This is a genomic window from Streptomyces verrucosisporus, from assembly GCF_017114865.1.
Classification (GTDB): domain Bacteria; phylum Actinomycetota; class Actinomycetes; order Streptomycetales; family Streptomycetaceae; genus Streptomyces; species Streptomyces fenghuangensis.
In genome coordinates this window covers 154,947-179,720 of the sequence record NZ_JADEYH010000007.1, presented here as the reverse complement: position 1 = coordinate 179,720, position 24,774 = coordinate 154,947, and the positions used below count along the sequence as shown (strand labels likewise).

Below are 24,774 nucleotides of genomic sequence, written 5' to 3'. Positions count from 1 at the left end.
TAGACGGAAACCTTGATGCGAAGCAGCGGCAGGAACAGCAACCGGAACCACCGGGGCGCGGGCAACAGCCGCGACGACAGGCAGAAGCGCGCGGGCCGCCCCCGCCCGGAGGAGCGCCGTTACGACGCCGGCTCCGGCGGAAGGCCCGACAAGCCGGGCAGGCCGGGCGGGCCGGGCAAGTCCGCCAAGCCCGGCGGGGCCAAGGGCCAGGACCAGGGTCGGGAGGGCAGGCAGGGGCAGGGCCCCGGAGGCGCTTCCCGGGGCGGGCCGAAGGCGGGGGCCGGGACGGGAGGCCCCAGGGGCCCCAGGACCGGCTCCAGGCAGGGCCCCAAGACCGGTTCCGGGCAGGGAGGCAAGGGCGGAGCCCGCGGGCGCTCGGTCCCGGCGCGCCCCCGTGAGTACGACGCCCAGATCGAGGAGCGCAACCGCGAACGGCACGCCAAGCCGGCGCTGAAGCTCCCCAAGACCTTCGGCGAGGCGGAGGGCGAGAGGCTGCAGAAGGTCCTGGCCCGCGCCGGCATGGGCTCGCGCCGGGCCTGCGAGGAGCTGATCGACCAGCGCCGGGTCGAGGTCAACGGCGAGATCGTGGTCGAGCAGGGGCTGCGGGTGGACCCGGAGAAGGACGAGATCAAGGTCGACGGCCTGACGATCGCCACGCAGTCCTACCTGTTCTTCGCGCTCAACAAGCCCACCGGCGTCGTCTCCTCCATGGAGGACCCAGAAGGCCGCCAGTGCCTGGGCGACTACGTCACCAACCGCGAGACCCGGCTGTTCCACGTCGGCCGCCTCGACACCGAGACCGAGGGCCTGATCCTGCTCACCAACCACGGCGAGCTGGCCCACCGCCTCACCCACCCCCGCTACGGCGTGGCGAAGACCTACCTCGCCGCGATCCAGGGGCCCATCCCGCGCGACCTGGGCAAGCGGCTCAAGGACGGCGTGAAGCTGGAGGACGGCTACGCCCGCGCCGACCACTTCAAGGTCGTGGAGAACACCGGCAAGAACTACCTCGTCGAGGTCACCCTCCACGAGGGCCGCAAGCACATCGTCCGGCGCATGCTCGCCGAGGCCGGCTTCCCCGTCGACAAGCTGGTGCGCACCCGCTTCGGACCCATCGCGCTGGGCGACCAGAAGTCCGGCTGGCTGCGCCGGCTGACCAACACGGAGGTCGGCATGCTGATGCGGGAGGTCGACCTCTAGGCCGCCGCCCGCCGGATGCCGGCCCCGGCCGGGGAAACCCCTGGCCGGGGCCGGTGCGCACCCGCCAGGATGGGCGCATGACACATTCCGCGGACTCCGTGAGACGTCCGGCGACCGGAACCCTGCTCGGGCTGGCCATCGGGGACGCCATGGGCTTTCCCACCGAGTTCAACGACGTTCCCTCGATCCTCGCCAAATGCGGTCCCTGGCGGTCGATGGAACTGCCCCGGCCCGCTTTCGTCACCGACGACACCCAGATGACACTCGCCCTGGGGCGCGGCCTGCGCACGGCCGCCGAAGACGGCCCCCTCACACCCTCGCGCATGCTCCGCCCGGTGCGCGAGGAGTACGTGGCGTGGTGGCGCTCGCCCGAGAACAACCGGGCTCCCGGCCGCACCTGTCTGGTGGCCTGCGAGCGACTCGGCCACGCCGGACTGCCCTGGCAGGAGGCGAGCCAGCTGGGCTCCAAGGGCTGCGGCGCGAACATGCGGGTCGCGCCACTCGGGCTCGTGCCCGGACTCGACGACGGCCAAAGAGCCGGAGCCGCCCAGTTCCAGTCGGCGCTCACCCACGGCCACCCCACGGCTCTGGCCGCGAGCGACCTGACCGCGTACGCCGTCCACCTCACGGCCGGGGGGACACCGCCCGGCGAGCTGCCCGGCCTGCTGCGCGCCTACGCCCGCGAACAGCGCACCGTCTACCGGGAACAGTGGCTCGGCGACCTGTGGCGACTCGCCCACGACCCGTCCCCGCAGTTCTTCACGGCGCGCGGCTGGGACGAGTGCCTCGGCGTCCTCGACCGGCTGGACGCCGCCCTGCGCACACCCGACCCCGAGACCGACCCGTGCCTGACCACGGGCGAGGGCTGGATCGCCGAGGAGGCGCTGGCCACCGGCCTGCTGTGCTACCTCCTCTTCCCCGACGAACCGGTGATGGCGGTGCGGCGGGCCGCCTGCTCCTCCGGCGACTCCGACTCCATCGCCTGTCTGACCGGTGCCTTCGCCGGCGCCCGTCACGGTGCCGCGGCCTGGCCGCGGGAGTGGACCGAGCGGATCGAGTACCGGGAGGAGCTGCTGGCGCTCGGCGCCCTGTGGGACGGCGCCTGAACCCCGGCCGGGGCGCGGGGACCGGGTGACCGGCTCAGAGGTGGGCGCGGCGGACGCGGACCAGGAAGTCCTCCACCCGGGCGCGGTCCGGCCCGGCGGGCAGCGGGGTGCCGGCGGCGGCCCCGTCCACCTCCTCGCGGAGGCGGGCCAGCCAGGACTCCACCTCGGGCCAGGGCACCTCACCGCGCCGGACGGCCAGCAGACGGTCGCGGTACGGACCGGCGTCCAGGACGAGTTCCCCGGTGCGCAGCAGATCGCGGCAGGACAGCAGCAGCCGAACCAGGTGCATGGCCTGCTTCCAGCGCATCTCGCCGTGGCTTCGCAGCCATGCCCGCAGTCTGCGGTGCTGCCCCTCGGCGTACCCGGAGAAGGTGCGGTGCGCCTCCCGGGAGAGGAACGCGCCGCGCAGGGCCAGAAGCTCCCGGCCGGTTTCGTCCAGGCGCTCGACGACGGGGGAGTGCAGGCACTCCAGGATGTTCGGGTTCGCGGCCAGCGCCAGCGCCAGCGCGCAGAAGCGCTCCAGCTCCCGGGAGAACTCCTCCGGGCGCGGGCCCTCCACATGGGTCGGTGGCTTGTCCAGGCGCCAGAAGAGCGGGGTCGGCACGGCGTACACGCCGCGCCGGTCGGTGTCGCTGCCCTCGGTCGCCAGACCGAAGGCGCGCGAACCCGTCACGCAGGAGTAGACCGTGTGATCGCGTACCAGGTCGTGCGGGGCGGGTATGCCGGGCGCGGAGGACATGGCCGCGATTGTGGCACGCGGCCGTCTCGCAGGGCGGGCGCGGAGGCGGCGGTCGGAGCGGCGCCTCTACGCTGGTCGGGACAGCAGTACGGCCGCGGACGCAGGGGAGCGAGCAGGTGACGGTACGAGCGGTGCGGGGCGCCGTGCGGTTGGACCGGGGTGTGGTCGGGCGGGAGGCCGGACGCGGGGGCGAGCTGGTCCCGCGGCCGCTCACCGGGATTCCGGAGCGCGGCGTGCCGGCGGCCGGTGGTCCGGACGGTGCCCGGCCCACCGCCGCCTTCGGCCCGCGCGGCGGCTTCCCCGCCGCCCAGCGCAGGGGCGTCGCGCGGTGAGGACCGCACTCGTCATCGGCACCGGACTGATCGGCACCTCCATCGCCCTGGCGCTGGCCGGGCGCGGGGTGCGGGTGCATCTGGAGGACCACGACGCCGACCAGGCGCGTACCGCCGCGTCCCTGGGCGCGGGGACCGACCGGCCGCCGGAGGGGCCGGTGGACCTCGCCGTCGTGGCCGTTCCGCCCGCCCACATTCCCGCCGTCCTCGCCGCGGCCCAGCGCCGGAAGGCGGCACGCGGCTACCTGGACGTCGGCAGCGTCAAGGGCGGGCCGCGCAGGGAGGCCGGGGCACTGGGCTGCGACCCGGCCACCTACCTGGGCACGCACCCGATGTCCGGACGCGAGATCTCCGGCCCGCTGGCCGCCACCGCCGACCTCTTCGAGGGGCGGCCCTGGGTGCTGACCCCCACCCCGGAGACCGAGACCGAGGTGCTCAACCTCGCGCTGGAGCTGATCTCGCTCTGCCGCGCCGTCCCCGTGGTGATGGACGCCGACGCCCACGACCGGGCCGTCGCCCTGGTCTCGCACACCCCGCAACTGCTGTCCAGCCTGGTCGCGGCCCGCCTGGAGGGAGCCGACGAGACGGCCGTGCGCCTGTGCGGCCAGGGCATCCGCGACGTGACGCGGATCGCCGCCTCCGACCCGGGCATGTGGATCGACATCCTCTCCGCCAACCCCGGCCCCGTGGCCGACGTCCTGGCCGCGGTGGCCGACGACCTGGGGGAGACGGTGCGGGCGCTGCGCGCGCTGCAGTCGGCCGACGAGTCCGAGCGCACCGGCGGGGCGGCGGGCATCGAGGACGTGCTGCGCCGCGGCAACGGCGGGCGGGCCCGGATCCCGGGCAAGCACGGGCAGGCCCCGGCCGTCTACGAGACGGTGGCGGTGCTCATCAGCGACCGGCCGGGCGAGCTGGCCGGCATCTTCGCCGACGCCGGACGGGTCGGCGTCAACATCGAGGACGTCCGGATCGAGCACGCCACCGGCCAGCAGGCCGGCCATGTCCAGCTCATGGTCGAGCCGAGCGCCGCCCCCGTGCTGGCGGCGGCGCTGCGCGAGCGGGGCTGGGCCATCCGGCAGCAGTAGGGGTCCCCGGCCGACGGTAGCCTTGTGCCGGACGGGGAGGGCGTGCCGGCGTTCCCCTCGCCGGCGCCCCGCGCCCGCGTCCCGACCCGTGCTCCGAGCAGTTCGAGAAAGGTGCCCGACACCGTGGCAGCAACCTCCCGGCAGGCGTCCTCCGTGTCCCCGGACGCCCCGGCCCCCGTCATCGTCGCCATCGACGGCCCCTCCGGCACGGGCAAGTCGAGCACCTCCCGGGCCGTCGCGGCCAAGCTCGGCCTGAGCTACCTGGACACCGGCGCGCAGTACCGCGCGATCACCTGGTGGATGCTGACCCACGACATCGACGTGCGGGACGCCGAGGCCGTCGCCGCCGCGGCGGACCGCCCCGAGATCCTCTCCGGCACCGATCCGGCCGAGCCGACCATCACGGTGGACGGCTCGGACGCCTCCGGCCCGATCCGCACCCAGGAGGTCACCGGCGCGGTCAGCGCGGTCAGCGCGGTGCCCGCGGTGCGCGCCAGGATCACCGAGCTCCAGCGCGCCATCGCCGCGGGGGCACCCACCGGCATCGTCGTCGAGGGCCGTGACATCGGCACCACCGTCCTGCCCGACGCGGACCTGAAGATCTTCCTCACCGCCTCGCCCGAGGCCCGCGCGGCCCGGCGCGGCGGCGAGCTGAAGGGCGGCGGCGGCCGCCCGGTCGACCTGGACGCCACCCGCGAGGCCCTCCTGAAGAGGGACGCGGCCGACGCCGGCCGCAAGACCTCGCCGCTGCGCAAGGCGGACGACGCGGTCGAGGTGGACACCACGGAGCTGACCCTGGAGCAGGTCATCGAGTGCGTCGTCACCCTGGTCGAAGACAAGCAGCAGGCCAGGTGAGCGCGGAGGACAGGGACGGCGACCCGGCGCTGCCCAGCGCACGGGGCGCCGCGGTCGGGCGCCGCATCGGGATCGGCCTGATGTACGGGCTGTGGCGGCCCAGGGTGCTCGGCGCCTGGCGGGTCCCGGTGTCCGGACCGGTGATCCTCGCCGTCAACCACACGCACGCCGTGGACGGCCCGCTGCTGATGGGGACCGCGCCCCGCCCGGTGCACTTCCTGATCAAGAAGGAGGCCTTCACCGGCCCCCTCGACCCCTTCCTGACCGGCATCGGCCAGATCGAGGTGGACCGGAAGACCGCCGACCGCGTCGCGATCACCAGGGCGCTGGGAGTGCTGGGCGCCGGCGGCGTGCTGGGTATCTTCCCGGAGGGCACCCGGGGCGAGGGCGACTTCGCCTCGCTCCGCTCCGGCCTGGCCTACTTCGCCCTGCGGTCGGGAGCGCCCGTCGTGCCCGTCGCGGTGCTGGGGACGGCCGGGAGCCGGGGGCGTGCGGTACCCGCGCTGCCTCCGCTGCGGTCCCGCGTCGACATCGTGTTCGGCGAGCCCTTCGAGGCGGGCGACGGCAGCGGCAGGCGCACCCGGTCGGCGCTGGACGAGTCGACGGTGCGGATCGGCAAGCGGCTGACGGCCCACCTGTCCGACGCCCGGCGCATCACCGGGCGCGGTTAGGCGACACTGGACCTCTGCCCCCGCGGCACTTCCGCGCCCACCGCGCGCGGGGGCGCCGCGGTCCCGGACGGGGACGAGCCCACGGGGGCGCGCAGAGCCACGGACAACACGTACACACGAGGACAGGACTTCATGAACGAGCAGACCCACGTCGGCGACGAGCACGGGCACGGTGAGCTCGGCGACGCCGAGTACGCGGAGTTCATGGAGCTCGCCGCGCAGGAGGGGTTCGACGCCGAGGACGTCGAGGGGGCGCTCGGCGAGGCCGGGCACGGGCCGCTGCCGGTGCTGGCCGTCGTCGGCCGGCCGAACGTCGGTAAGTCGACCCTGGTCAACCGCATCCTCGGCCGCCGCGAGGCCGTCGTGGAGGACCGCCCCGGCGTCACCCGGGACCGGGTCACCTACGAGGCCGAGTGGGCGGGCCGCCGCTTCAAGGTGGTCGACACCGGCGGCTGGGAGCAGGACGTCCTGGGTATCGACGCCTCGGTGGCGGCCCAGGCGGAGTTCGCGATCGAGGCCGCCGACGCGGTGGTCTTCGTGGTGGACGCCACGGTCGGCGCGACCGACACCGACGAGGCGGTCGTCAGGCTGCTGCGCAAGGCGGGCAAGCCCGTGGTGCTGTGCGCCAACAAGGTCGACGGCCCCTCCGGCGAGGCGGACGCCGCCATGCTGTGGTCGCTCGGCCTCGGCGAGCCCCACCCGGTCTCCGCCCTGCACGGCCGGGGCACCGGCGACATGCTGGACGAGGTGCTCAAGGCGCTGCCCGAGGCGCCGCCGCAGACCTTCGGCGGCGGGATCGGCGGGCCGCGCCGGGTGGCGCTGATCGGCCGCCCCAACGTCGGCAAGTCCTCGCTGCTGAACAAGGTGGCGGGGGAGGACCGGGTGGTCGTGGACCAGCTTGCGGGCACCACCCGCGACCCGGTCGACGAGCTGATCGAACTCGGCGGGAAGACCTGGAAGTTCGTCGACACCGCCGGTATCCGGCGCCGGGTGCACCTGACCGAGGGCGCCGACTACTACGCCTCGCTGCGCACGGCCGCCGCCCTGGAGAAGGCCGAGGTCGCGGTCGTCCTCATCGACGTCAGCGAGCCGGTCAGCGTGCAGGACACCCGCATCATCACCATGGCGGTCGACGCCGGGCGCGCGCTGGTCCTCGCCTACAACAAGTGGGACACCCTGGATGAGGAGCGCCGCTACTACCTGGAGCGCGAGATCGAGACCGATCTCGGCCAGGTGAAGTGGGCGCCGCGGGTGAACGTCTCGGCGCGCACCGGCCGCCACATGGAGAAGCTGGTACCGGCGATCGAGACCGCGCTGGCGGGCTGGGAGACCCGGGTGCCGACCGGGCGGCTCAACGCCTTCCTCGGCGAACTGGTCGCCGCCCACCCCCATCCGATCCGCGGCGGCAAGCAGCCCCGCATCCTCTTCGGCACCCAGGCGGGCACCCGCCCGCCGCGCTTCGTGCTGTTCGCCTCCGGCTTCCTGGAGGCCGGCTACCGCCGGTTCATCGAGCGGAGGCTGCGCGAGGAGTTCGGTTTCGAGGGCACGCCCATCCACATCTCGGTGCGGGTGCGCGAGAAGCGCGGGCGCAAGAAGTGAGGTGAGGGGGCGGGGCGGGCGCCGGTGTCCGCCCCGCCCCCGGAAAGCCGGTGAGGACCGGGCCCGTCGCGGGGCACGGTCCTCACCGGTCGTAGGGGCGGCCGTCCCGCGGAGCGGGCGGCAGGACGGCGGGCGCCGGGCCGGCGGGGAGGAAGCCGCCGGCCCGGCGCCCGCCGTGCCAGTGGGCCGTTCCGGTGCCGAAGCCCGTGAACCGCAACTCCTCCTCGCCGCTCCGGTCCCCGGGCAGGGCCCGGAACAGGCGCCGGTACTCGGCGTACAGCGCGTCGTAGATCGGAGTGGCCGGGAAGTGGCCCGAAACGGGCTCGTGGGGGACGCGCATCCCCGGAATCCGGCTGCGGCTGAGATGCGCGTCGTGGGTGCGGGAAGGTTCGTAAGGCTGCACGTCAGTGCCAACGATCACGCCGCCCGGCGGATGCGGGCCCGGCGGGGGGAAACCCCTGTAGGGGGACGCGGGCCGTGGATTCCTCAGGTGCCCGCCAGCGGCATGGCCGCGGCCACCAGGAGGCCGCCCGCCGCGGCCTTCTCCAGTGCGTCGCGCAGCAGATCCTCGCGCGGCTGCTGTCCGATGGTGCCGACCGGCGCGGCGTAGACATGGACCGTCCGGCTCCGGTTGGCCGCCGTCCGCCAGTCGTCGGTGACGGGCAGCGGCTGGTGCGCCTGCCACCAGGAGGTGGGCTGCCCGCCGGCGGGGCCCGGCTGGAGGATGGCGTGGAGCCGGCCCATGGCCAGCAGGACGGACCAGCCGCCGACCGGGGCGGGAGCCCGGGCCACGTCGTTCACCGGCATGAAGCCCTGCTCGATGAGGAGCGGCAGGAAGTCGTCGCCAGGGCCGTCGGAGCCGGGGCGGGTGATGGGCGCGGTGGGTTCGACGACGAGGGCGGGGTGGAGCTGGTCGTCGATGAGCACCTGGCCGCAGGTCACGCCCAGCACCGCCTGGCGCGGGGCGGAGACGGGGGCGGGCCCGGCGGGGGGTGCGCCGGCCGGTGCGGGAGCGCCCCCGTCCTGCCCGCCGGTGATGGTGCGCACGGCGTCCTTGAGCTGCTCCTCGGAGACCGGGACGATCTGGGACGGGATGCAGGTCGCGTGGGCGAAGGCGAGCACGGCCGTCTCCTCGCCGAGGAAGAGCACGGTGCTGGTGCGCTCCTGCTCGGGGTCGCCGGGGGCGCGGCATGAGGTGCAGTCGTAGCTGCCGGGGGCACTGTCACCGGCGATCAGCCGGGCGGCTTCCTCCTCGCCGATCTCGGCGCGGACGTCGTCGCTGACATCGAGCATGGGGGACACGGGGAAACTCCTGGCGTTCGGTTCTGGTTCACATGCACAACGGGGGACCGAGTGCCGTGGTAACGCGCCGGGGGGAGCGCAGGTCGCACAGGCGGATGCGCGGTGCGCGGCGCGCGCCGGTTCGTTCCACTTCCCCCCGGAGGACCGGGAGGCGCGTGGGAGACGGCGTCGGCCAGGAGCCCCCCAGGCGCCCGGCACGCGGTCCGCCGACCGGGTGGGGCCCGGGCCCCGCGCTGGCGCGTTTGCGCCGGTCGTGAGCCTGTACGGCCCTAGCGTGGACAGGTGCCGCACACACGCCTCGGCCCCCGGGCCGCCCCCACCACCGCTTCGCCCCGCGCCGCTCCGCCGGTCCCGGCCGCTGCGCCGTGCCGGCCGAGCGGCCGCTTCGGGCCGGGCGCGGAAGCGGTACCGTCCGACCGCCGCCGGGGCCCCCGCGCCGGTGTGCCCGACAGGACGGAGCCGGCCGGGAGGGAGAACGGCGAGAACCGAGGGGAACTCCCGCGAGCGGAGACGCTTCCCGCACCGGCCCCGGGGCACCGCTTCCCGGCCGGGGCCTTCCGTACCGCCGCCTCACCGGGCGGGAGCCCCGCCGGGGGCGCGCGGACGGCGGAACGAGTCGTTCGGTTCCTGAAAAAGCCTCACAACAGATGAACTTTTCGGGTACAAGGCGATCAAGCGAGCCAACCCGCGGCGGCCTTCCGAGGTCTCTTCCCAAGAGACGCGGCATCAACAGGAGTGCGACACCGGGAAACACGGCGCCGGGACGCTTACCCGCGCGCTTTCGTGGGACATGGAGACGGATGCATATCTCTTTTCTGCTGCATCACGGGTACGGCATGGGCGGGACGATCCGGACCACCTTCAACCTCGCGTGCGCGCTCGCGCAGCAGCACGACGTCGAGATCGTCTCGGTCTTCAGGCACCGCGACCGTCCCGTCTTCGACCTGGACCCCGCGGTGCGCCTGCGCCATCTGGTGGACATGCGCAAGCACAGCCCCGACTACGACGGCGGCGACCCCGAGCACGCCCGTCCGTCCAGGCTGTTCCCGCGCACCGACGGCAACCACCGCAAGTACAGCGCGCTCACCGACCGCCGGATCACCGAGCACCTGGCCGGCGTCGAGGCGGACGTCGTGATCGGCACCCGCCCCGGCCTCAACACCATGCTCGCCATGCACACCAGGCCCGGTCCGGTGCGCATGGGGCAGGAGCACCTCACGCTCTCCACCCACTCGCGGGCCCTGCGGGCGACCCTGCGCGGCGCCTACCCGCGCCTGGACGCCCTCACCACCGTCACCGAGGCCGACGCGCGCGACTACCGGCGCATGATGCGCCTGCCCGGGGTACACGTGCAGGCGGTGCCCAACGGCGTCCCCGCGCCGGCGGTGGAACCATCCGACGGCACCGGGAAGTGGGTGATCGCCGCCGGCCGGCTGGCTCCGGCCAAACGCTACGACGTGCTGCTGAAAGCCTTCGCCAAGGTGGTCGAGCAGCGGCCCGACTGGCGGCTGAGGCTCTACGGGGCCGGACGCGAGGAGGGGAAGCTGCGGGCCATGGTGGAGGAACTCGGCCTGTACAACCACGCCTTCCTCATGGGGCCGGCCCACCCCATCGAGGCCGAGTGGGTCAAGGGCTCGGTCGCGGCCGTGACGTCGAGTCTGGAGTCCTTCGGAATGACGATCGTGGAGGCGATGCGCTGCGGTCTGCCGGTGGTGGCCACCACCTGCCCGCACGGGCCGGGGGAGATCATCGCCGACGGGGTGGACGGGCGGCTGGTGCCCACCGGCGACGTCGACGCCATCGCCGGGTCCCTGCTGGAACTGATCAACGACGACGAACTGCGCCGGAGGATGGGCCGCGCCGCGATCGCGGACGCCGCCCGCTACGACCCCGCGCGGATCGGCGAGATGTACTCCTCGCTCTGCACGGAGCTTGCCGCACGCGGCGGACGCAGCGGCATCGGCCGGCTGCGCTCCTCCCTTCACCGGACCCGGGGAGCCCTGCTGGGCGGGGCGTACGCCACCAAGGACGCCCTGGCACGCGCCCGCCGGGGCGCGCTGAGAAGAGGAAGGACCGCATGACCGCGACCACCAGCAGGCCCGCCGGCGCCCCCGGCGCCCCCGGCACCCCCGGGGAGACGGCACCGCGGGCCGACTGTACGGCGGACAGTGCGGGCGGCCTCAGCTTCGACATCACGCTGCCCGGCGTCGCGGAGCGCTGGGACGCCGCCCTGCTGCTGCGGCTGCGCGACTCCGATCCGGAGGAGTCGGTGCGCCTTCCGCTGGAGCCGCTCTCCGGCGACCCGGACGGCTCCGTGCTGCGCGCCGCCCTGCCCAGTACGGTCCCACTGGCGGAAGGCCGCTGGGACGCCTATCTGGTGATCGGCGAGGACGAGGCGCGGCGGCTGCTGCCCGGGTGCAGCGACCTGCGCCCGCTGGTCGACCGGGTGCCGCGCACCGACCGGACCTGGCTGGGCGTGCGCATCCCGTACGCCACCAAGTACGGCAACCTCTCGGTGTGCTCCTGGCTGCGCTGGCCGCACGCCGAGGCGGGTGACATCTGGCCCGCCGACGGCGGGCTGACCGTCCACGGGAGGCTGTACGGGGCCGAACTGACCCCCACCGCGCGGCTGGAGGCCCGTCCCCGCCGCGCCGCCGCTCCGGACGGCGGGCGGGAGCGGCCCGTCACCGCACCGGTCACCCCGGTCGACGCGCCTGCCGAGGGGCACGGTTTCACCGCGCGGCTGGCGTACGGCGATCTGGCCCGGGAGCCGGGCGCGGAGGGCGACTGGCAGCTGTGGCTGCGTCCCGGCGAGGACGCCGAACCGGTGCGCGTGGCCCGGATCCTGGACGACATCGTCGACAAGCACAGGATCCTGCGCTACCCGGCCCGGCCGGTCGCCGCGGACGGGGCGGACGGAGGCGGGGGGCTGACGGCCCGCCCGTACTACACCGGTGCCAATGATCTGGTCGTGCGGCTGGAGGGCACGGGGCCGGCCGGCTCCTGACCTTCCGAGGCTCGCGGGACCGGCCCGCCGGGGCGAGCCCGCCCGCTCCGGGGAGTTCCGGACGGGCGCGGTGCGCCCGGCGGGCATCGCGGACGATGACTGTCCTCAACGGGTGGCAGAATCGGCCGCATGATGGAGACATCGGCACGACTGCTGCGTCTGCTGTCCCTGCTCCAGGCCCACCGGGAGTGGTCCGGCGCCGAGCTGGCCGAGCGTCTCCGGGTGACCTCGCGGACGGTGCGCCGCGACGTGGAACGGCTGCGGACACTGGGTTACCCCGTCCACTCCACCACCGGAACCGCCGGAGGCTACCGGCTCGGCGCGGGCGCCGAGCTGCCGCCCCTGCTCCTGGACGACGACGAGGCGGTGGCCGTCGCGGTCGGACTGCGCACGGCCGCGCACAACGCGGTGCAGGGGATGGAGGAGTCCTCGGTGCGGGCCCTGGCCAAGCTGGAGCAGGTGCTGCCGGACCGGCTGCGCCGCAGGGTGAGCGCGCTCGCCGCCTTCACCGACCCGCTGGGCGGGCGGCGCGGCCCGGCGGTCGATGTGGAGACCATCACCGAACTGGTGAACGCCTGTCGCGACCGCCGGCAGCTGCGCTTCACCTACCGGGGGCACGACGGTTCCGGTTCACGCCGTACCGTCGACCCGTACCGCCTGGTGTGCAGCAGCCACCGCTGGTATCTGGTGGGCTGGGACGCCGGCCGCGCCGACTGGCGCACGTTCCGCGTCGACCGGCTCGCCCTCACCCCGCCGCACGGCCCCCGCTTCACTCCGCGGCGGCCGCCTGCCGGGGACTGGGCCGCCTACGTCTCCGAGGGCATCTCCACAGCCGCGTATCCACAGCGGGCGACCGTACTGCTGCACGCCCCGGCGGACCTGGTCGCGGAGCGGATCGCACCCACGGCCGGTGTGCTGGAACCGGTGGACGGGCGCACCTGCCTGCTGCGCACCGGCGCTCCCTCCCTGGACGAGATGGCCCTCCACATCCTGATGCTGGGCTTCGACTTCGAGGTGCGCGAACCGGCCGGACTGGGCGAACGGATAGAAGAGCTGGCGGACCGCCTCGGCCGGGCGGCGCGGGCGTGGCGGACGGACGGGGAGGAGCTGAGGGCGGGGCTGTCAGGGCCGTGAGGTCACCGGGCCTGGTCCGCCCCGTCCGTCCCGCCCGCCGGATCTCCGGGCCCGCCCTCACCGACGGCGGCCGCGCCGCCGCCGTCGATCTCGATGCCCAGGCTCACCGAGCGCTGATAATCCGCGAGATCCAGCCGTACGCGCCGGGCCTGGGCGTGCCAGAGGCGCGCCGCCCTCTCCAGCAGGTTCCGCGGGCGGTACTCCAGGACGACCAGCACCCGGGTCAGGTTCCCGGCCGTCTGGTGGAAGGTGGCCACGCCCCTGACCGCCGCCCTGGAGTCGCGGGCCTCCCATACGACGAGGTCGCCCGGGATCCGCTCGGTGACGCGCACCGCCCGGCCGCGCCCGGGCCACAGGATCCGCGCGCCGCGCGGGGCCTCCCCGCCTGGGCCGCTCTCCAGGAACTCCAGCCACCGGTCGTACGCCTCGCGGACCGGTACCCCGACCTCGACGCACTCGCCGACGGTCAGCGGCCGGGACGCGGCGCCGGCCCGTTCCCCCTCCCCGCCCGGCCCGCGGACGGCGGCGAGCAGCAGGTGCCGGGCCCGCACCGCGACCCGGCCGCCGGACGCCTCCTGGAGGCGTCCGGCGGCCGGAACGACGGCGGCGACGGCGGTCCGCCGGCGGTCGCCGACAGCGTCAGCCACGCTCGGAGCCTCCCGTGCGCTTGGCCGTACCGGTGGTCTTCCGGGCACTCCCGGCCGACTTGCCGGTCTGCTTGCCCGCCGAACCCGTGGACTTCCCGGCGGCGCCGGCCGGCTTGCGGGAGGCGGAGGCCGTCTTCTTGGCGGTCCGCGACGCGGTCTTCTTCGCCGGGGCACGCCGGGAGGCGCCCTGCCCGCTCTCCGCCGACTTACCGGAGCCTGCGGACTCCTTGCGCGAACCGCCGTTGCTCCGCGAGCCGTTCGCGTCCTTTCCGGACTTCCCCTCCGGCTTCCTCGCCGAAGCGCCAGAGCCGCCGGTGCTGCCGGAGCCGTCCTGGGCGTCCTCGGCATCCGAGGTGTCCTTGCCGCCGCTCTTCCACGGCGCCCTGCCGAGCTGCCCCCGTACGCCGCCGGTCAGCGCTTCCAGGCGTTCGGTCGGCAGCACGCCGGTGGCGGTCCTGCCGGCCTGCCTGACGTTGTTCCGCAGCCGGCCGGTGGCCTCCGCGAGCTGCGGGGTCCTCTCCCTGAACTGCTCGCCGAGGCGTCCGGGGTCCATCCCGAGCCGCCTGGCCAGCAGCGCCCCGCCCGTGCCGAGGGGCAGTTTGTTCCTGCTGCGCCCCGCCACGTAGCCCGTGGCGAAGGCCAGCGCCAGTGCCGACCGGTTCGTCATGTCAGTAGTCTCCTTGGTTGCGCCGTCCGTGCTCCTGCACGGCCTCCAGCCGGTCGAGTAGTTCGTCCTCCCGGCGGTCGAACTCCTCCTCGCCGATCAGGCCTTCGTCCAACTGCCTGGACAATTCGTGGAGTTCACGCTGGATCGCCGACGGGTCGTAGTACTGCCGCTCCGCCTCGGCGACCACCTGCCGCAGCACCCAGCCGGCGCCGTGGAACGGTGCCGCGGGCAGCTTCAGGAGCCCGCCGATCAGCCCCATGCCGGCTCACCCGGCGGGCGAGCCCGCGGCCTGGGCGGTCCGCCCGGCCTCGTCGGGCCGGCCCACGAAGCTGTACGGCGGAAGCGGGCCCGTGGCGCGGATGTCCAGGTGGGGGTTGGAGCGTCCCAGCTCCTCGACGGCGGCGGTGAACTCCCCGGACCTGTCGCGGCCGAGGAGGAAGGAGAGGTTCGCCAGCCAGCCTGAGCCCTCCGGGCCCGGCACGTACCGCTGTGCCAGGGGCGCGAGCGTCTCCTCGATCAGTCGGCCGTCCTCCGCCTCGCGCTCGCGTACGGCGTTGGCCACGAGCTCGCCCAGGCGCAGCTTGTCCTCCTGGGAGCCGCCGCCGGCGGCGCGGTTGCGCTCCGCCAGGCTCCGCGCCTCGGTGTCCTGCGAGAGCACCAGGCGCAGTACCTCGTCCTCGCGGTGCACGGCCTTGACGTTGTACTCGGAGCGGCCGTCCAGCTCCTCCAACTGCCGGATGTAGTGGGCGGCGTGGTCCGCGAGCACCCCGCGCACGGCCTCCTCGTCGTCGGAGAGGCTGCCGAAACGCAGCGGCAGGACCGGTCCCCTGGCGCCGACCTCGGTCAGCACCTGCTGGTGCGCCAGGAGATCGCGGCGCTTGGGCCGCAGGTCGTCCGGGCAGTCGCTGACGATCGCGGCGAGGTCTCCCTCACGGACGATCCGGACCTCGCGCGGCGGCTGGCCTACGCCGGGAGCCTTCTCGGGCAGCGCCGGGTGGCCCGAGTGCGCGATTCCGTAGACGTAGACGCTCACTCGGTCTCCTCCTTGCGGCGGGCGGAGGCCCGGCGCCTGCGGGGTGCCGACTCCTCCTCGTCGGAACCGCCCTGGCGGAAGGCGTCGGATATGCTCTCGGCGGCCCCGGCCAGGGCGCCCTTGGTCTTGCTGCTGGCGCCGCTCTCGGTGGCGTTCTCCAGCACCTCGGGCAGACCGGGCGACTTCCTGGGCCCGGATTCCAGGTCGAGGCGGTTGCACGCCTCGGCGAAACGCAGATACGTGTCGACGCTGGCGACCACGACGCGTACGTCGATCTTCAGGATCTCGATGCCGACCAGCGAGACGCGGACGAACGCGTCGATCACCAGTCCGCGGTCCAGGATGAGTTCCAGAACGTCGTAGAGGCCGCTGCTGCCGCCCCCACCTCCGGTGGAACGCTGTGCGGGAACTGCCGTAGTCATAGTACGGAGCCACTCCTCTCGGGTGTCGCAGCTCTCAGCCGCGGCGGGACGAATCGGCCCGGCCGCGCTCATAACGGCGGACGCGGCGGTAACCGGTGAGGTGGCCGGCCTCGTCGAGGGTCACCTCGTACGAGGCCATCAGGCTCATCGTGTCCGGAACCCGCTCGAGTTCCATGACCTCCACCTCCAGGGCCCAGCCGTCCCCGGTCCGTTCGAATCGGGAGACGCTCTCGGCGTGCAGGCCGGTGAGGTCGGTGAACTCCGCCCGGGCCGTGCGCATCGCCTCGCCGAGCGGTATGGGGCGGCCTTCGTCCTTCGCCGTCCGCTTGCTGTCGTCGCTTGTCTTCTTCTCTGTCATGGGGCTCCTCTCAACCCCGGATACCGCGAGAGGATTTCCGTAAACATGCCTGTTTTCCAGGGGAATTGAGAGGCTTTTTGAATTCCTCTTCCGGTCTTCCGCGGGGTGGGCCGCGGGATTCCCGCGGAAAGCCCCTCACAAGGCGCCCGGAGAACGGGGCGGGCGGAATCGGGAGCGGTGTGCGCGGGCCGTGCGAACGGCACGGCCGGACGGCGCCCGCGTCACGGGGAGTTGTGACACAGATGTGACGCCGCCATGATCCGGCCGGAACTTCCGGCCCTACCGCCGACGACGTACGGTGCTGCCATGGCACCGGCACCCGTGAATCCGCAGACACCGGACGACGACCCCGACACCTACGTCGGACTCGACGTGGCCACCGCCGAGCGGCGGGCCCGCGAACGCGGCTGGACCACCGTGCGGTCCCTTCCGCCGGACGCGGTCATCACCATGGAGTACCTGTCGGGACGGCTGAACTTCACGGTGGAGGACGGCTCGGTGGTCCGCTGCTGGAAGGGCTGACGCACGCGATGGCCCCGTCCCCCTCGGCCGAGGGGGACGGGGCCATCGCGTGCGCCGGGTTCCGCGGGGAGGGAGAAGGGTGCGTACCGTCCCGCCCCGAGGAGCCGGACCGGCGCTACGGCGCCGTCACTTGCGTGGTCCCATCGGCGCGGTCCGCGACACCGTGCGCTCGCCGTAAGGCCGGCGGCTGCCGGCGGGGGTGACGGGGGAGCGCTCCGAGCGGGCCGCGTGCTGCCGCGCGTGAACGGGGTGGTGGGTGCGCGGCTCCCCGGCCCGGGGCGGCAGGTCGGCGGGCGGTTCGGCGGACAGCGCCGCTTCGCACAGCGCCGCGTCCGCCGGCACCGTTTCGGACAGGACCGGTGCCGGCCTGGAGGCCGGATACACCCCGCCCGCGCCGGGCCGGACGGTGATCGCCGGGACGCGGGCCCCGGCGGGGCGCAGACGCGCCGACAGGGGCGCGACACCTTCCCGGAAGCGGTACCAGTGGCCCAGCAGATACGCCTCCGCGCGGGCGATGAGGGGCTCGAACCAGGGCAGCGCCAGCAGGATGAGCAACCCCGAGGCCCAGCCCAGGAGCACGTCGCTGACCCAGTGGGTGCCGATGTAGACGGTGGTGGTGCCGACGCCGAGTGCGAAGACCGCCGCGACGACCGACAGCCGGCGCCGGGCCCGCGGCGTGGTGGCCAGATAGGCCAGGATTCCCCAGGTGACCACCGCGTTCGCCGTGTGGCCGGAGGGGAATATGTCCCCCGTCAGGAACATCTCGTTGGCGCCTATGCGGTTCGCGTAGTGCGGACCCTCGCGCCCCATGCCGAGTTTCGCCGCCCCCACCGTCACGTTCAGCAACAGCAGGGAGGTGCCCAGGGCCAGCAGCGGGCGCAGCGTCCGCTGCCGCCAGGAGCGCCAGCCGAGCCAGGCGGCGACCAGCACCGCGGTGGGGCCGCGCTGGCCCAGGACCACGAAGTAGTCGAGGAAGGCGTGGAGTTCCGGCCACTGCTTGTAAGGGCGGAAGAGCATGACCTGCCAGTCCAGCCGGACCAGCCGGGAGGTGGTCAGCACCGCCGCCACGATGGCCGCGTAGAGGCCCAGCGTGGTGAGGAAGAGCGCCCTGCGGGTGCCGCTCATCCCCGGTGGAGGGGTGAGCGGCCGCGCTGGCTCCTGTTCCAGGCGGGCGAAGATCCGGTCGGTACGCACTCCAACGAGATTACAGGCGGTGACCGGCGGCACCGAACCGGCCACCTGCTTCGTAATGCCTATGTGATGTGCAACGGGCTTCCATTCGTACGCGGAGAGGCCGTTTTCCCACGTCCGGGAGAAGTCGGCGGATTTTCCGACCGGCGCGCCCCGGAGCTGTTATCGAAGTTGCGCCGTGTGTTCTTTTTCCCCGAGGACGGGTATGGTCCACCGGCCGTTAACCGGTGCGCCGCCGGACCGTGCCGGGGCGGGTCAGGGCGGGCCGGAGCCGTGCAGCCACACCGCCCCGTACACCGCGGCGCCGAACGCCGCCAGGGTCAGGACCGCCGCCGAGGCGGCCGTACGCCACCGCGCCAGGGCGGCCGCGACGGGCAGTAACAGCGGGAAGGCCGGCAGCAGCAGCCGCGGCTTGGAGCCGAAGTACCCCTTGGCGCACAGCGCGAGCACCACGACGGTCCCCGCGTACGCCAGCAGCGGCGGCGGCTGCCCCTGCCGCACGCACAGCACGTACAGCCACACCACCAGGGCCACCCCGGCGAGCAGCCCCACACCGCCGATCACCGATCCGGTGAGGTGCTCCCCGATGAACGCGGCGAAGGCCAGCCCGCCGTCGAAGCCGTTGCCCCACTGCCCCTGCACGTCGAGGTAGCCGACCGGGCTGCCGGTCCGCAGCCCCACCCAGCCCACGTAACCGGACCAGCCCAGCGGGGCGATGAGCACCCCGGCCGCCATACGCGGCTCCCACCGCCGCTCGCGGTGGAACCGCTCGGCGGCGGCCAGCCACACCGCCGCGACCACCGCGGCCCCCACCGGGCGGGTCAGCCCGGCGAAGGCCGCCAGCGTGCCCGCCCACACCCACCGGCCGGTCAGTACGGCGTACACCGCCCAGGCGGCCAGGGCCGTGAACAGCGACTCGCTGTAGGCCATCGACTGCACGATCCCGACGGGCAGCGCGGCCCACAGCACGACGAGCGTGACGCCGGCGCGTCCGCCGTGGAGGCGGTCGCCGATCGCGAACAGCGCGGCGGCGGCGGACAGCGAGGAGACGGCGCTGACGGCCAGACCGGCGTCGGGCACGCTCAGCGCCGACAGAGCGGACAGGGCCCGCTCCAGGGCGGGCAGCAGCGGGAAGAAGGCCAGGTCGGGATGGGTACCGCCGTCCGGCAGGCGGGCGGTGTAGCCGTAGCCGTCCTCGGCTATCCGGGCGTACCACAAGGAGTCCCAGCGCGCGGACAGCAGTGTGTGCGCGCTCTCGCCCTCCGCCGCCGCCCACCCGGCCAGCACCAGCAGGCCCAGCGCCCGCACCCCGGCGTAGACCAGCAGCGCGGGCGCCGCGTACCGCAGGGCCCGGCCGGCGTTCCGCACGGGTGGCGCGTTCCGCACGGGCGGTGCCGGAACCGCACGGCAGGGGCCGGGCTGGCGGCCGATGACGGCCGCCGGCGGGCCGTGCGGCGGGTTCTCGGACCCTCTCGGCGGGGGAGAGGAGGGCAGCAGATCGCTTGCGGGCACGAACGAGGAGGCTATAGGGCCGAGGCGAAGTGATGAGGTGAGTTTCGGACCGGCGTCAACGTGAGGCGCGCCACGTGACCGTCCGGAGGACTCGCGTACGCTGACGCACTACTCGACCCTCCACACCGGGCCGGACGCTCCCCCGGCGTCCCGGCATTCCCCCCGGCGGCGGTGCGAGCGCTACAGGAGGTGCGTACATGTCCGGGACGACCACGGCCGGAGCCACCAGGGCGGCGGACGTCCCCCGGCAGAGACCGCGACGGACGGGAACGGCCGGCCCCGGCGGCGGTTCCCCCGAACCGGGCGGCGGCGCGAGCCGCTGGACCGTGCTGGTCGTGCTGTGCGCCAGCCTGCTCCTGGTGGCCGTCGACGCGACGGTGCTGCACGTCGCCGTCCCCGCGGTCTCCCAGGCACTGCGGCCGGGCGCCATCGAGCTGCTGTGGATCGTCGACGCCTACCCGCTGGTCTGCGCCTCCCTGCTGATCCTCTTCGGCACCCTCGGCGACCGGGTCGGGCGGCGCAGGGTGCTGCTGTGCGGCTACGCCGTCTTCGGCGCGGCCTCGGCGCTGGCGGCGTACGCGCACACCCCCGAGGTGCTGATCGCGGCGCGCGCCCTGCTGGGGATCGGCGGCGCGATGATCATGCCCGCGACCCTGTCGATACTGCGCCAGGTCTTCCCGGACCGCCGTGAGCGGGCGCTGGCCATCGGCGTGTGGAGCGCGGTCGCCGCGGTCGGCGCCGCGGTGGGACCGCTGGTCGGCGGCCTCCTGCTGGAGCACTTCTGGTGGGGCTCGGTCTTCCTGGTCAACATCCCGCTGATGCTGCTGTGCATCCCGCTCGGACGCCGCCTGCTGCCGGAGTCCACCGGCGACCGCGACGGCCCCTGGGACGTGGTCGGCGCCCTGGTGGCCGCCGCCGGGCTGGGGGCGCTGATCCTGGGCGTGAAGCGGGCGGGCGGAGGTGAGGCGCTCCACCCGGGCACGCTGGTGCCGCTGGTGCTGGGCGCGGCCCTGCTCGCCCTCTTCGTACGCCGCCAGCTGCGCCGCCGCCACCCTCTGGTGGACTGCGCGACCCTGGCCCGCCCCGCCTTCGGCACGGCGGTGGCCTGCATCGTGCTGACGGTGCTGGCGCTGGTGGGGCTGGCGCTGATCGCGGCCCAGTACCTCCAGCTGGTCCTCGGGCTCACCCCCCTGCAGACCGGGCTGCGGCTGCTGCCGCTCAGCCTCGCCGCGATCGCCGCCGGGCTGGCCGGCTCCCGGATGCTGCGCCGGCTGGGGCCGCGCCTCATGGTGCTGACCGGCTTCCTGCTCACCGCCGCCGCGGTGCTGGCGCTGACCGGCGTCGGCCTGCGGGACGAGCCCGCCCTGCTCGTCTGCGGCTTCGTCGTGCTGGGCTTCGGACTGGAGACGACGCTGTTCGGCGCGTACGAGTCGATGCTCAGCGAGGCCCCGGCCCACCAGGCGGGCGGCGCCGCGGCGATCGGCGAGACCGCCTACCAGCTCGGCGCGGGGATGGGCATCGCGGTCCTGGGCACCGTCATGAACGCCGCCTACGCACCCGGGGTGCGGGGGGCGACCGGTGTGCCGGAGGCGGCCGGGGAGGACGCCGTCCACTCGCTGGGCGCGGCGTACGAGGTCGCCGAACGGCTCGGCGGGCCGGCCGGCCGGGCACTGCGCGAGGCGGCGCGGGAGTCGTTCGTCCACGGACTGCACGTGGCGCTGCTGGTCAGCGCGGGCCTTCTGCTGCTCGGCGCGCTGGCCGCGCTGCGGCTGCCGCGCGCGATGGGCGCCCCGGGACAGGACGGGGGCCTGGACAAGGCCCAGGACAGGGACCGGGCTCAGGACCGGGCTCAGGAGCAGGGCAGGGGCCCGGACGAGGGCTCCGGGGAGAGGCCGGCGAAGGAGCCGGACCGGACGGACCGGGACGGCGCCGCCCCGGCACGGGCCTGTGCGTCCCCCGGCCCCGCCGAGCTGCCCGGACAGCCGGGCGGCCCCCTCTTGTCCAGCGGGATTACCCGGCCGTAACGTCGGGCGCGACCCTCGAAGATCCCCAGCCGGAGGCCACCGTGTCCAGCTCCGCCCCGCCCCCCTTCGACCCCGCCGACCCCCTCGGCCTGGACGATCTGCTCGCCCCCGAGGAGAGGGCGGTCCGCGACACCGTCCGCTCCTGGGCCGCCGACCGGGTGATGCCGCACATCGCCGAGTGGTACGAGCGCGGCGAGCTGCCCGGCATCCGGGAGCTGGCCCGCGAGCTCGGCTCGATCGGAGCCCTGGGCATGTCGCTTCAGGGCTACGGCTGCGCGGGCGCGTCCGCCGTCCAGTACGGGCTGGCCTGCCTGGAGCTGGAGGCCGCCGACTCCGGCATCCGCTCGCTGGTCTCGGTGCAGGGTTCGCTGGCGATGTACGCCATCCACCGCTACGGCTCCGAGGAGCAGAAGCAGCGGTGGCTGCCGCGCATGGCCTCCGGCGAGGCCATCGGCTGCTTCGGGCTCACCGAGCCCGACCACGGCTCCGACCCGGCCGGGATGCGCACCCACGCCAAGCGGGACGGAGGCGACTGGGTGCTCAGCGGCCGCAAGATGTGGATCACCAACGGCTCGGTGGCCTCGGTCGCCGTCGTCTGGGCCCGCACTGACGAGGGCGTGCGCGGCTTCGTCGTGCCCACCGACACCCCCGGCTTCTCCGCGCCCGAGATCAGGCACAAGTGGTCCCTGCGCGCCTCGGTCACCAGCGAACTGGTCATGGACGGCGTGCGGCTGCCCGCCGACGCGGTGCTGCCGGAGGTCACCGGGCTGCGTGGCCCGCTGAGCTGCCTGAACCACGCCCGCTACGGCATCGTCTGGGGCGCGATGGGAGCGGCTCGCTCCAGTTTCGAGGCGGCCCTTGAGTACTCGCGCACCCGCGAGCAGTTCGGCCGGCCGATCGGCGGTTTCCAGCTCACCCAGGCCAAGCTCGCCGACATGGCGCTGGAACTGCACAAGGGTGTCCTGCTCGCCCACCACCTGGGGCGGCGGATGGACGCGGGCAGGCTCCGTCCCGAGCAGGTCAGCTTCGGCAAGCTCAACAACGTGCGCGAGGCGATCGAGATCTGCCGCACCTCCCGCACGATCCTGGGCGCCAACGGGATCTCCCTGGAGTACCCGGTGATGCGGCACGCCACGAACCTGGAGTCGGTGCTGACCTACGAGGGCACGGTGGAGATGCACCAGCTGGTACTGGGCAAGGCGCTCACCGGCGTCGACGCGTTCCGGTGAACGTCTCGTCCGGCGCCGGCGCCGGACGAGACGCCGGTCAGCTCTGGTTGAAGAAGCCGTCGGGGCTGCGGCGCTCCTGGCCGCTGATCACCTGGTAGTCGGGGGGCGTCAGAAGGAAGACGCGCGTGGCCACGCGCTCGATCGAACCGCGCAGGCCGAAGGTCAGGCCGGCCGCGAAGTCGACGACCCGCTTGGCGTCGGCGGGCTCCATGGCCGTGAGGTTCACGATCACCGGGACGCCCTCCCGGAAGAGCTCGCCGATGCCCCGGGCGTCCCGGAAGCCGTCGGGGGTGACCGTCGCGATCCGGGTGCCCTGGTCCTGGGCGGTCTCGGCGGTCACGCGCACCCGAGGGTCGGTGACCCAGGCGTCGCGGGCGTCCTCGGGCTCGGAACCCTCGGCGTACTCGTCGTCGTAGTAACGCATCTCGCTGTCGTCGACGAGGCCCAGCCAGGCACTCGCCTTGCGCACCGATCCCATGGACGCCTCCTCTCACATGCACGGTCCACCGTGTCTGGCAGCGCCTCCGCCGCGGGGCCCGCACCCCTATCGTCGTCCATGATGCTGACAACGCGCCAAACGGTTACCCGTTCCGCACGGGATTCGTGACGGTTCTGGTGCACAGGGCGCGCGTGGCGCGCCCCCGCGGCGAGGGCCGGGAGCCTGTAGGGGCGGTGACACGGCGCCGAGCCGGGCGCCCCCGCGGCGAGGGCCGGGAGCCTGTAGGGGCGGTGACACGGCGCCGAACCGGGCGGCCCCGCCGGACGAGTGGTCACCAAGGGCATACGGGTGAAGTGCCCGGTATCGTGACGCGCACTCATACATCAGGGGTAACGGGGGGAAACTTGTTCGGCATCATCAGGCCGTGCCGTCACCGGCTGGGCGAGCGGCTGCTGACCGCCTGGACCGCGCATCTGTGCGGCCTCTGCCTCGCGCTGCGCGGCGACCACGGCCAGTTCGCGCGCGTCGTCACCAACTACGACGGGACCGTCGTCTCCGCGCTGACCGAGGCGCAGACGCCGCGCCCGGCGGACGGCTCCGGCGCCCTGCGGCGCACCGCCGGCCCGTGCCCGCTGCGCGGTATGCGCACCGCCTCCGTGGCCCGCGGCGAGGGCGCCCGGCTGGCCGCGGCGGTGTCCCTGGTGCTGGCCTCCGTCAAGGTGCGCGACCACGTCGCCGACGGGGACGGGGCGATGGCGCGCCGCCCGGTCGCCGCGGCGGCCCGCAGGATCGCGGCCGGCTGGGACCGGGCGGGTGCGCGCACCGGGGCCGAACTGGGCTTCGACACCGCGGTGCTGACCGGGGCCGCGCTGCGGCAGCCGCTGGTGGAGGCCGCGGCGGGCCCGGGCGGTTCGCTGGTGGCTGTCACCGAGCCGACCGAGACCGCCACCGCCGCCGCCTTCGCCCACACCGCCCGCCTCGCCGGCCGGCCCCGCAACGCGGAGCCGCTGGCCGAGGCCGGGCGGCTCTTCGGACGGTTGGCGCATCTGCTGGACGCCGTCGAGGACCTGGCCGCCGACGAGGAGGCGGGCGCGTGGAACCCGATCGCCGTCACCGGCGCCCCCCTGCCTGAGGTGCGCAGGCTGTGCGACGACGCCGTCCACGGCATACGACTGGCCCTGTGGGACGTGGAGTTCGCCGACGAGGAGGGCGCCGAACTGGTGCGGGCGCTGCTGGGCCGCGAGGCGGGACACGCGGTGGACCGGGCCTTCGCGGCGGCGCGCGTCCATCCGCCGCGACCGGGGCGTCCCGGAACGCCGTTTCTCGGACCATCGCGCCGCCGGGGCGCGGTGGCCGGATGCATGGTGTGGACGGGGTTGTTCTGCACGGGGCAGGTTTGCTGCCGCAAGGAGTACGAGGACCCCTGGTCGGGGCGCAGGCGCGGAGGGCTGTGCCGTTCCTGCGACTGCTCCGGCTGCGCGGACTGCTGTGAGTGCTGCGGAAACTGCTGCAGGTGCTGCAACAGCTCGGGCGGGTCGGGGAGTTCCGGCGGATCGGGTGGTGGCGACGGAGGGTGCGACTGCAACTGCGGTTGTGGAGGCTGCGACTGACGGCGGTTCATGTCCGTTATATGGGGTGACCGGTGCGCTGAGCGATGCAACTTGGCGCAACGGCACCCTTGCGTGCACCGATCGAACGTG

The 24,774-nt window shown here is 74.3% G+C and carries 26 protein-coding genes; 14 read left to right on the top strand and 12 right to left on the bottom strand.

From position 1 onward, the window contains the following. Nucleotides 1-15 precede the first annotated feature (15 nt). Both IQ279_RS11335 and IQ279_RS11330 read left to right on the top strand, forming a co-directional pair. Entirely contained in the window at nucleotides 16-1,200 is a 1,185-nt protein-coding gene (locus IQ279_RS11335; protein WP_206348259.1) for a pseudouridine synthase, read from the top strand. 77 nt (nucleotides 1,201-1,277) lie between these two features. Further along, entirely contained in the window at nucleotides 1,278-2,306 is a 1,029-nt protein-coding gene (locus IQ279_RS11330) for an ADP-ribosylglycohydrolase family protein (protein WP_206348258.1), read from the top strand. A 34-nt stretch (nucleotides 2,307-2,340) separates the two neighbouring features. Here the strand turns inward: IQ279_RS11330 and IQ279_RS11325 are convergent, their stop codons facing one another. Next, nucleotides 2,341-3,045, bottom strand: a complete 705-nt coding sequence (locus IQ279_RS11325) for a nucleotidyltransferase domain-containing protein (RefSeq protein ID WP_206348257.1) — start codon at nucleotides 3,043-3,045, stop codon at nucleotides 2,341-2,343. A 116-nt stretch (nucleotides 3,046-3,161) separates the two neighbouring features. Here IQ279_RS11325 and IQ279_RS11320 point away from each other — a divergent pair, with 116 nt between their 5' ends. The 5 genes from IQ279_RS11320 (at nucleotide 3,162) to der (ending at nucleotide 7,587) form a co-directional block, all read left to right on the top strand. Next, nucleotides 3,162-3,377 carry a hypothetical protein gene (locus tag IQ279_RS11320; RefSeq protein WP_206348256.1) on the top strand — a complete coding sequence of 72 codons (216 nt, stop codon included), beginning with the start codon at nucleotides 3,162-3,164 and terminating at the stop codon, nucleotides 3,375-3,377. After that, nucleotides 3,374-4,462, top strand: a complete 1,089-nt coding sequence (locus tag IQ279_RS11315) for a prephenate dehydrogenase (RefSeq protein ID WP_206348255.1) — start codon at nucleotides 3,374-3,376, stop codon at nucleotides 4,460-4,462. The genes IQ279_RS11320 and IQ279_RS11315 overlap by 4 nt, the downstream gene beginning before the upstream one ends. A gap of 123 nt (nucleotides 4,463-4,585) precedes the next feature. Further along, the gene (gene cmk / locus IQ279_RS11310) at nucleotides 4,586-5,317 is read left to right on the top strand and encodes a (d)CMP kinase (protein WP_307792308.1); all 732 of its coding nucleotides are present in this window, start codon (nucleotides 4,586-4,588) and stop codon (nucleotides 5,315-5,317) included. Next, nucleotides 5,314-5,988, top strand: coding sequence for a lysophospholipid acyltransferase family protein (locus IQ279_RS11305; protein ID WP_307792307.1), 675 nt, complete (start codon nucleotides 5,314-5,316; stop codon nucleotides 5,986-5,988). Before cmk ends, IQ279_RS11305 begins: the two co-directional genes overlap by 4 nt. A 132-nt stretch (nucleotides 5,989-6,120) precedes the next feature. Further along, on the top strand, nucleotides 6,121-7,587 hold the full coding sequence (der, locus tag IQ279_RS11300) for a ribosome biogenesis GTPase Der (RefSeq protein ID WP_206348254.1): 1,467 nt from the start codon (nucleotides 6,121-6,123) through the stop codon (nucleotides 7,585-7,587). An 82-nt stretch (nucleotides 7,588-7,669) separates the two neighbouring features. On the opposite strand, the gene IQ279_RS11295 is transcribed toward der, so the two are convergent. Next, the gene (locus IQ279_RS11295; protein WP_206348253.1) at nucleotides 7,670-7,927 is read right to left on the bottom strand and encodes a hypothetical protein; all 258 of its coding nucleotides are present in this window, start codon (nucleotides 7,925-7,927) and stop codon (nucleotides 7,670-7,672) included. 146 nt (nucleotides 7,928-8,073) lie between these two features. After that, nucleotides 8,074-8,880: a DUF8842 C-terminal domain-containing protein gene (locus tag IQ279_RS11290; protein ID WP_206348292.1), complete on the bottom strand. Its 807-nt coding sequence runs from the start codon at nucleotides 8,878-8,880 to the stop codon at nucleotides 8,074-8,076. 809 nt (nucleotides 8,881-9,689) lie between these two features. Between IQ279_RS11290 and IQ279_RS11285 the strand changes: the two genes are divergently transcribed. The 3 genes from IQ279_RS11285 (at nucleotide 9,690) to IQ279_RS11275 (ending at nucleotide 13,030) form a co-directional block, all read left to right on the top strand. After that, the gene (locus IQ279_RS11285) at nucleotides 9,690-10,970 is read left to right on the top strand and encodes a glycosyltransferase family 4 protein (protein WP_206348252.1); all 1,281 of its coding nucleotides are present in this window, start codon (nucleotides 9,690-9,692) and stop codon (nucleotides 10,968-10,970) included. Further along, nucleotides 10,967-11,896, top strand: coding sequence for a hypothetical protein (locus tag IQ279_RS11280; protein ID WP_206348251.1), 930 nt, complete (start codon nucleotides 10,967-10,969; stop codon nucleotides 11,894-11,896). The genes IQ279_RS11285 and IQ279_RS11280 overlap by 4 nt, the downstream gene beginning before the upstream one ends. A gap of 129 nt (nucleotides 11,897-12,025) precedes the next feature. Further along, on the top strand, nucleotides 12,026-13,030 hold the full coding sequence (locus IQ279_RS11275; protein WP_206348250.1) for a helix-turn-helix transcriptional regulator: 1,005 nt from the start codon (nucleotides 12,026-12,028) through the stop codon (nucleotides 13,028-13,030). A gap of 2 nt (nucleotides 13,031-13,032) precedes the next feature. Here IQ279_RS11275 and IQ279_RS11270 read toward each other — a convergent pair whose 3' ends face one another. Genes IQ279_RS11270 through IQ279_RS11245 form a run of 6 tightly spaced genes read right to left on the bottom strand, consistent with a single transcriptional unit; the run spans nucleotide 13,033 to nucleotide 16,157 of the window. Beyond that, nucleotides 13,033-13,677 carry an SRPBCC family protein gene (locus IQ279_RS11270; RefSeq protein ID WP_206348249.1) on the bottom strand — a complete coding sequence of 215 codons (645 nt, stop codon included), beginning with the start codon at nucleotides 13,675-13,677 and terminating at the stop codon, nucleotides 13,033-13,035. Continuing rightward, nucleotides 13,670-14,344: a hypothetical protein gene (locus IQ279_RS11265; protein ID WP_206348248.1), complete on the bottom strand. Its 675-nt coding sequence runs from the start codon at nucleotides 14,342-14,344 to the stop codon at nucleotides 13,670-13,672. The genes IQ279_RS11270 and IQ279_RS11265 overlap by 8 nt, the downstream gene beginning before the upstream one ends. Nucleotide 14,345: 1 nt before the next feature. Next, the gene (locus IQ279_RS11260) at nucleotides 14,346-14,603 is read right to left on the bottom strand and encodes a gas vesicle protein GvpG (protein WP_206348247.1); all 258 of its coding nucleotides are present in this window, start codon (nucleotides 14,601-14,603) and stop codon (nucleotides 14,346-14,348) included. A gap of 6 nt (nucleotides 14,604-14,609) precedes the next feature. Then, nucleotides 14,610-15,377, bottom strand: a complete 768-nt coding sequence (locus IQ279_RS11255) for a GvpL/GvpF family gas vesicle protein (protein ID WP_206348243.1) — start codon at nucleotides 15,375-15,377, stop codon at nucleotides 14,610-14,612. After that, nucleotides 15,374-15,799 (bottom strand): gas vesicle structural protein GvpA, encoded by a 426-nt coding sequence (locus IQ279_RS11250; RefSeq protein WP_206348242.1) that lies wholly within the window; start codon nucleotides 15,797-15,799, stop codon nucleotides 15,374-15,376. Before IQ279_RS11250 ends, IQ279_RS11255 begins: the two co-directional genes overlap by 4 nt. Before the next feature lie 34 nt (nucleotides 15,800-15,833). Further along, nucleotides 15,834-16,157, bottom strand: coding sequence for a gas vesicle protein GvpO (locus tag IQ279_RS11245; protein ID WP_206348240.1), 324 nt, complete (start codon nucleotides 16,155-16,157; stop codon nucleotides 15,834-15,836). A 306-nt stretch (nucleotides 16,158-16,463) separates the two neighbouring features. Here IQ279_RS11245 and IQ279_RS11240 point away from each other — a divergent pair, with 306 nt between their 5' ends. Further along, nucleotides 16,464-16,679 carry an I78 family peptidase inhibitor gene (locus IQ279_RS11240; protein WP_206348239.1) on the top strand — a complete coding sequence of 72 codons (216 nt, stop codon included), beginning with the start codon at nucleotides 16,464-16,466 and terminating at the stop codon, nucleotides 16,677-16,679. A 126-nt stretch (nucleotides 16,680-16,805) separates the two neighbouring features. Here IQ279_RS11240 and IQ279_RS11235 read toward each other — a convergent pair whose 3' ends face one another. Both IQ279_RS11235 and IQ279_RS11230 read right to left on the bottom strand, forming a co-directional pair. After that, on the bottom strand, nucleotides 16,806-17,873 hold the full coding sequence (locus IQ279_RS11235) for a phosphatase PAP2 family protein (RefSeq protein ID WP_307792306.1): 1,068 nt from the start codon (nucleotides 17,871-17,873) through the stop codon (nucleotides 16,806-16,808). Between the two features lie 252 nt (nucleotides 17,874-18,125). Continuing rightward, nucleotides 18,126-19,238, bottom strand: a complete 1,113-nt coding sequence (locus IQ279_RS11230; RefSeq protein WP_307792305.1) for a mannosyltransferase family protein — start codon at nucleotides 19,236-19,238, stop codon at nucleotides 18,126-18,128. A gap of 341 nt (nucleotides 19,239-19,579) precedes the next feature. Between IQ279_RS11230 and IQ279_RS11225 the strand changes: the two genes are divergently transcribed. Further along, complete coding sequence (locus tag IQ279_RS11225) at nucleotides 19,580-21,406, top strand: MFS transporter (RefSeq protein ID WP_206348236.1); 1,827 nt, start codon at nucleotides 19,580-19,582, stop codon at nucleotides 21,404-21,406. Nucleotides 21,407-21,447: 41 nt separating this feature from the next. Further along, nucleotides 21,448-22,635 carry an acyl-CoA dehydrogenase family protein gene (locus tag IQ279_RS11220; RefSeq protein ID WP_206348235.1) on the top strand — a complete coding sequence of 396 codons (1,188 nt, stop codon included), beginning with the start codon at nucleotides 21,448-21,450 and terminating at the stop codon, nucleotides 22,633-22,635. A 37-nt stretch (nucleotides 22,636-22,672) separates the two neighbouring features. On the opposite strand, the gene IQ279_RS11215 is transcribed toward IQ279_RS11220, so the two are convergent. Then, on the bottom strand, nucleotides 22,673-23,113 hold the full coding sequence (locus IQ279_RS11215; protein WP_093662885.1) for a cell division protein SepF: 441 nt from the start codon (nucleotides 23,111-23,113) through the stop codon (nucleotides 22,673-22,675). A gap of 365 nt (nucleotides 23,114-23,478) precedes the next feature. Between IQ279_RS11215 and IQ279_RS11210 the strand changes: the two genes are divergently transcribed. Beyond that, nucleotides 23,479-24,684 carry a DUF5685 family protein gene (locus tag IQ279_RS11210; protein ID WP_206348234.1) on the top strand — a complete coding sequence of 402 codons (1,206 nt, stop codon included), beginning with the start codon at nucleotides 23,479-23,481 and terminating at the stop codon, nucleotides 24,682-24,684. Nucleotides 24,685-24,774 lie beyond the last annotated feature (90 nt).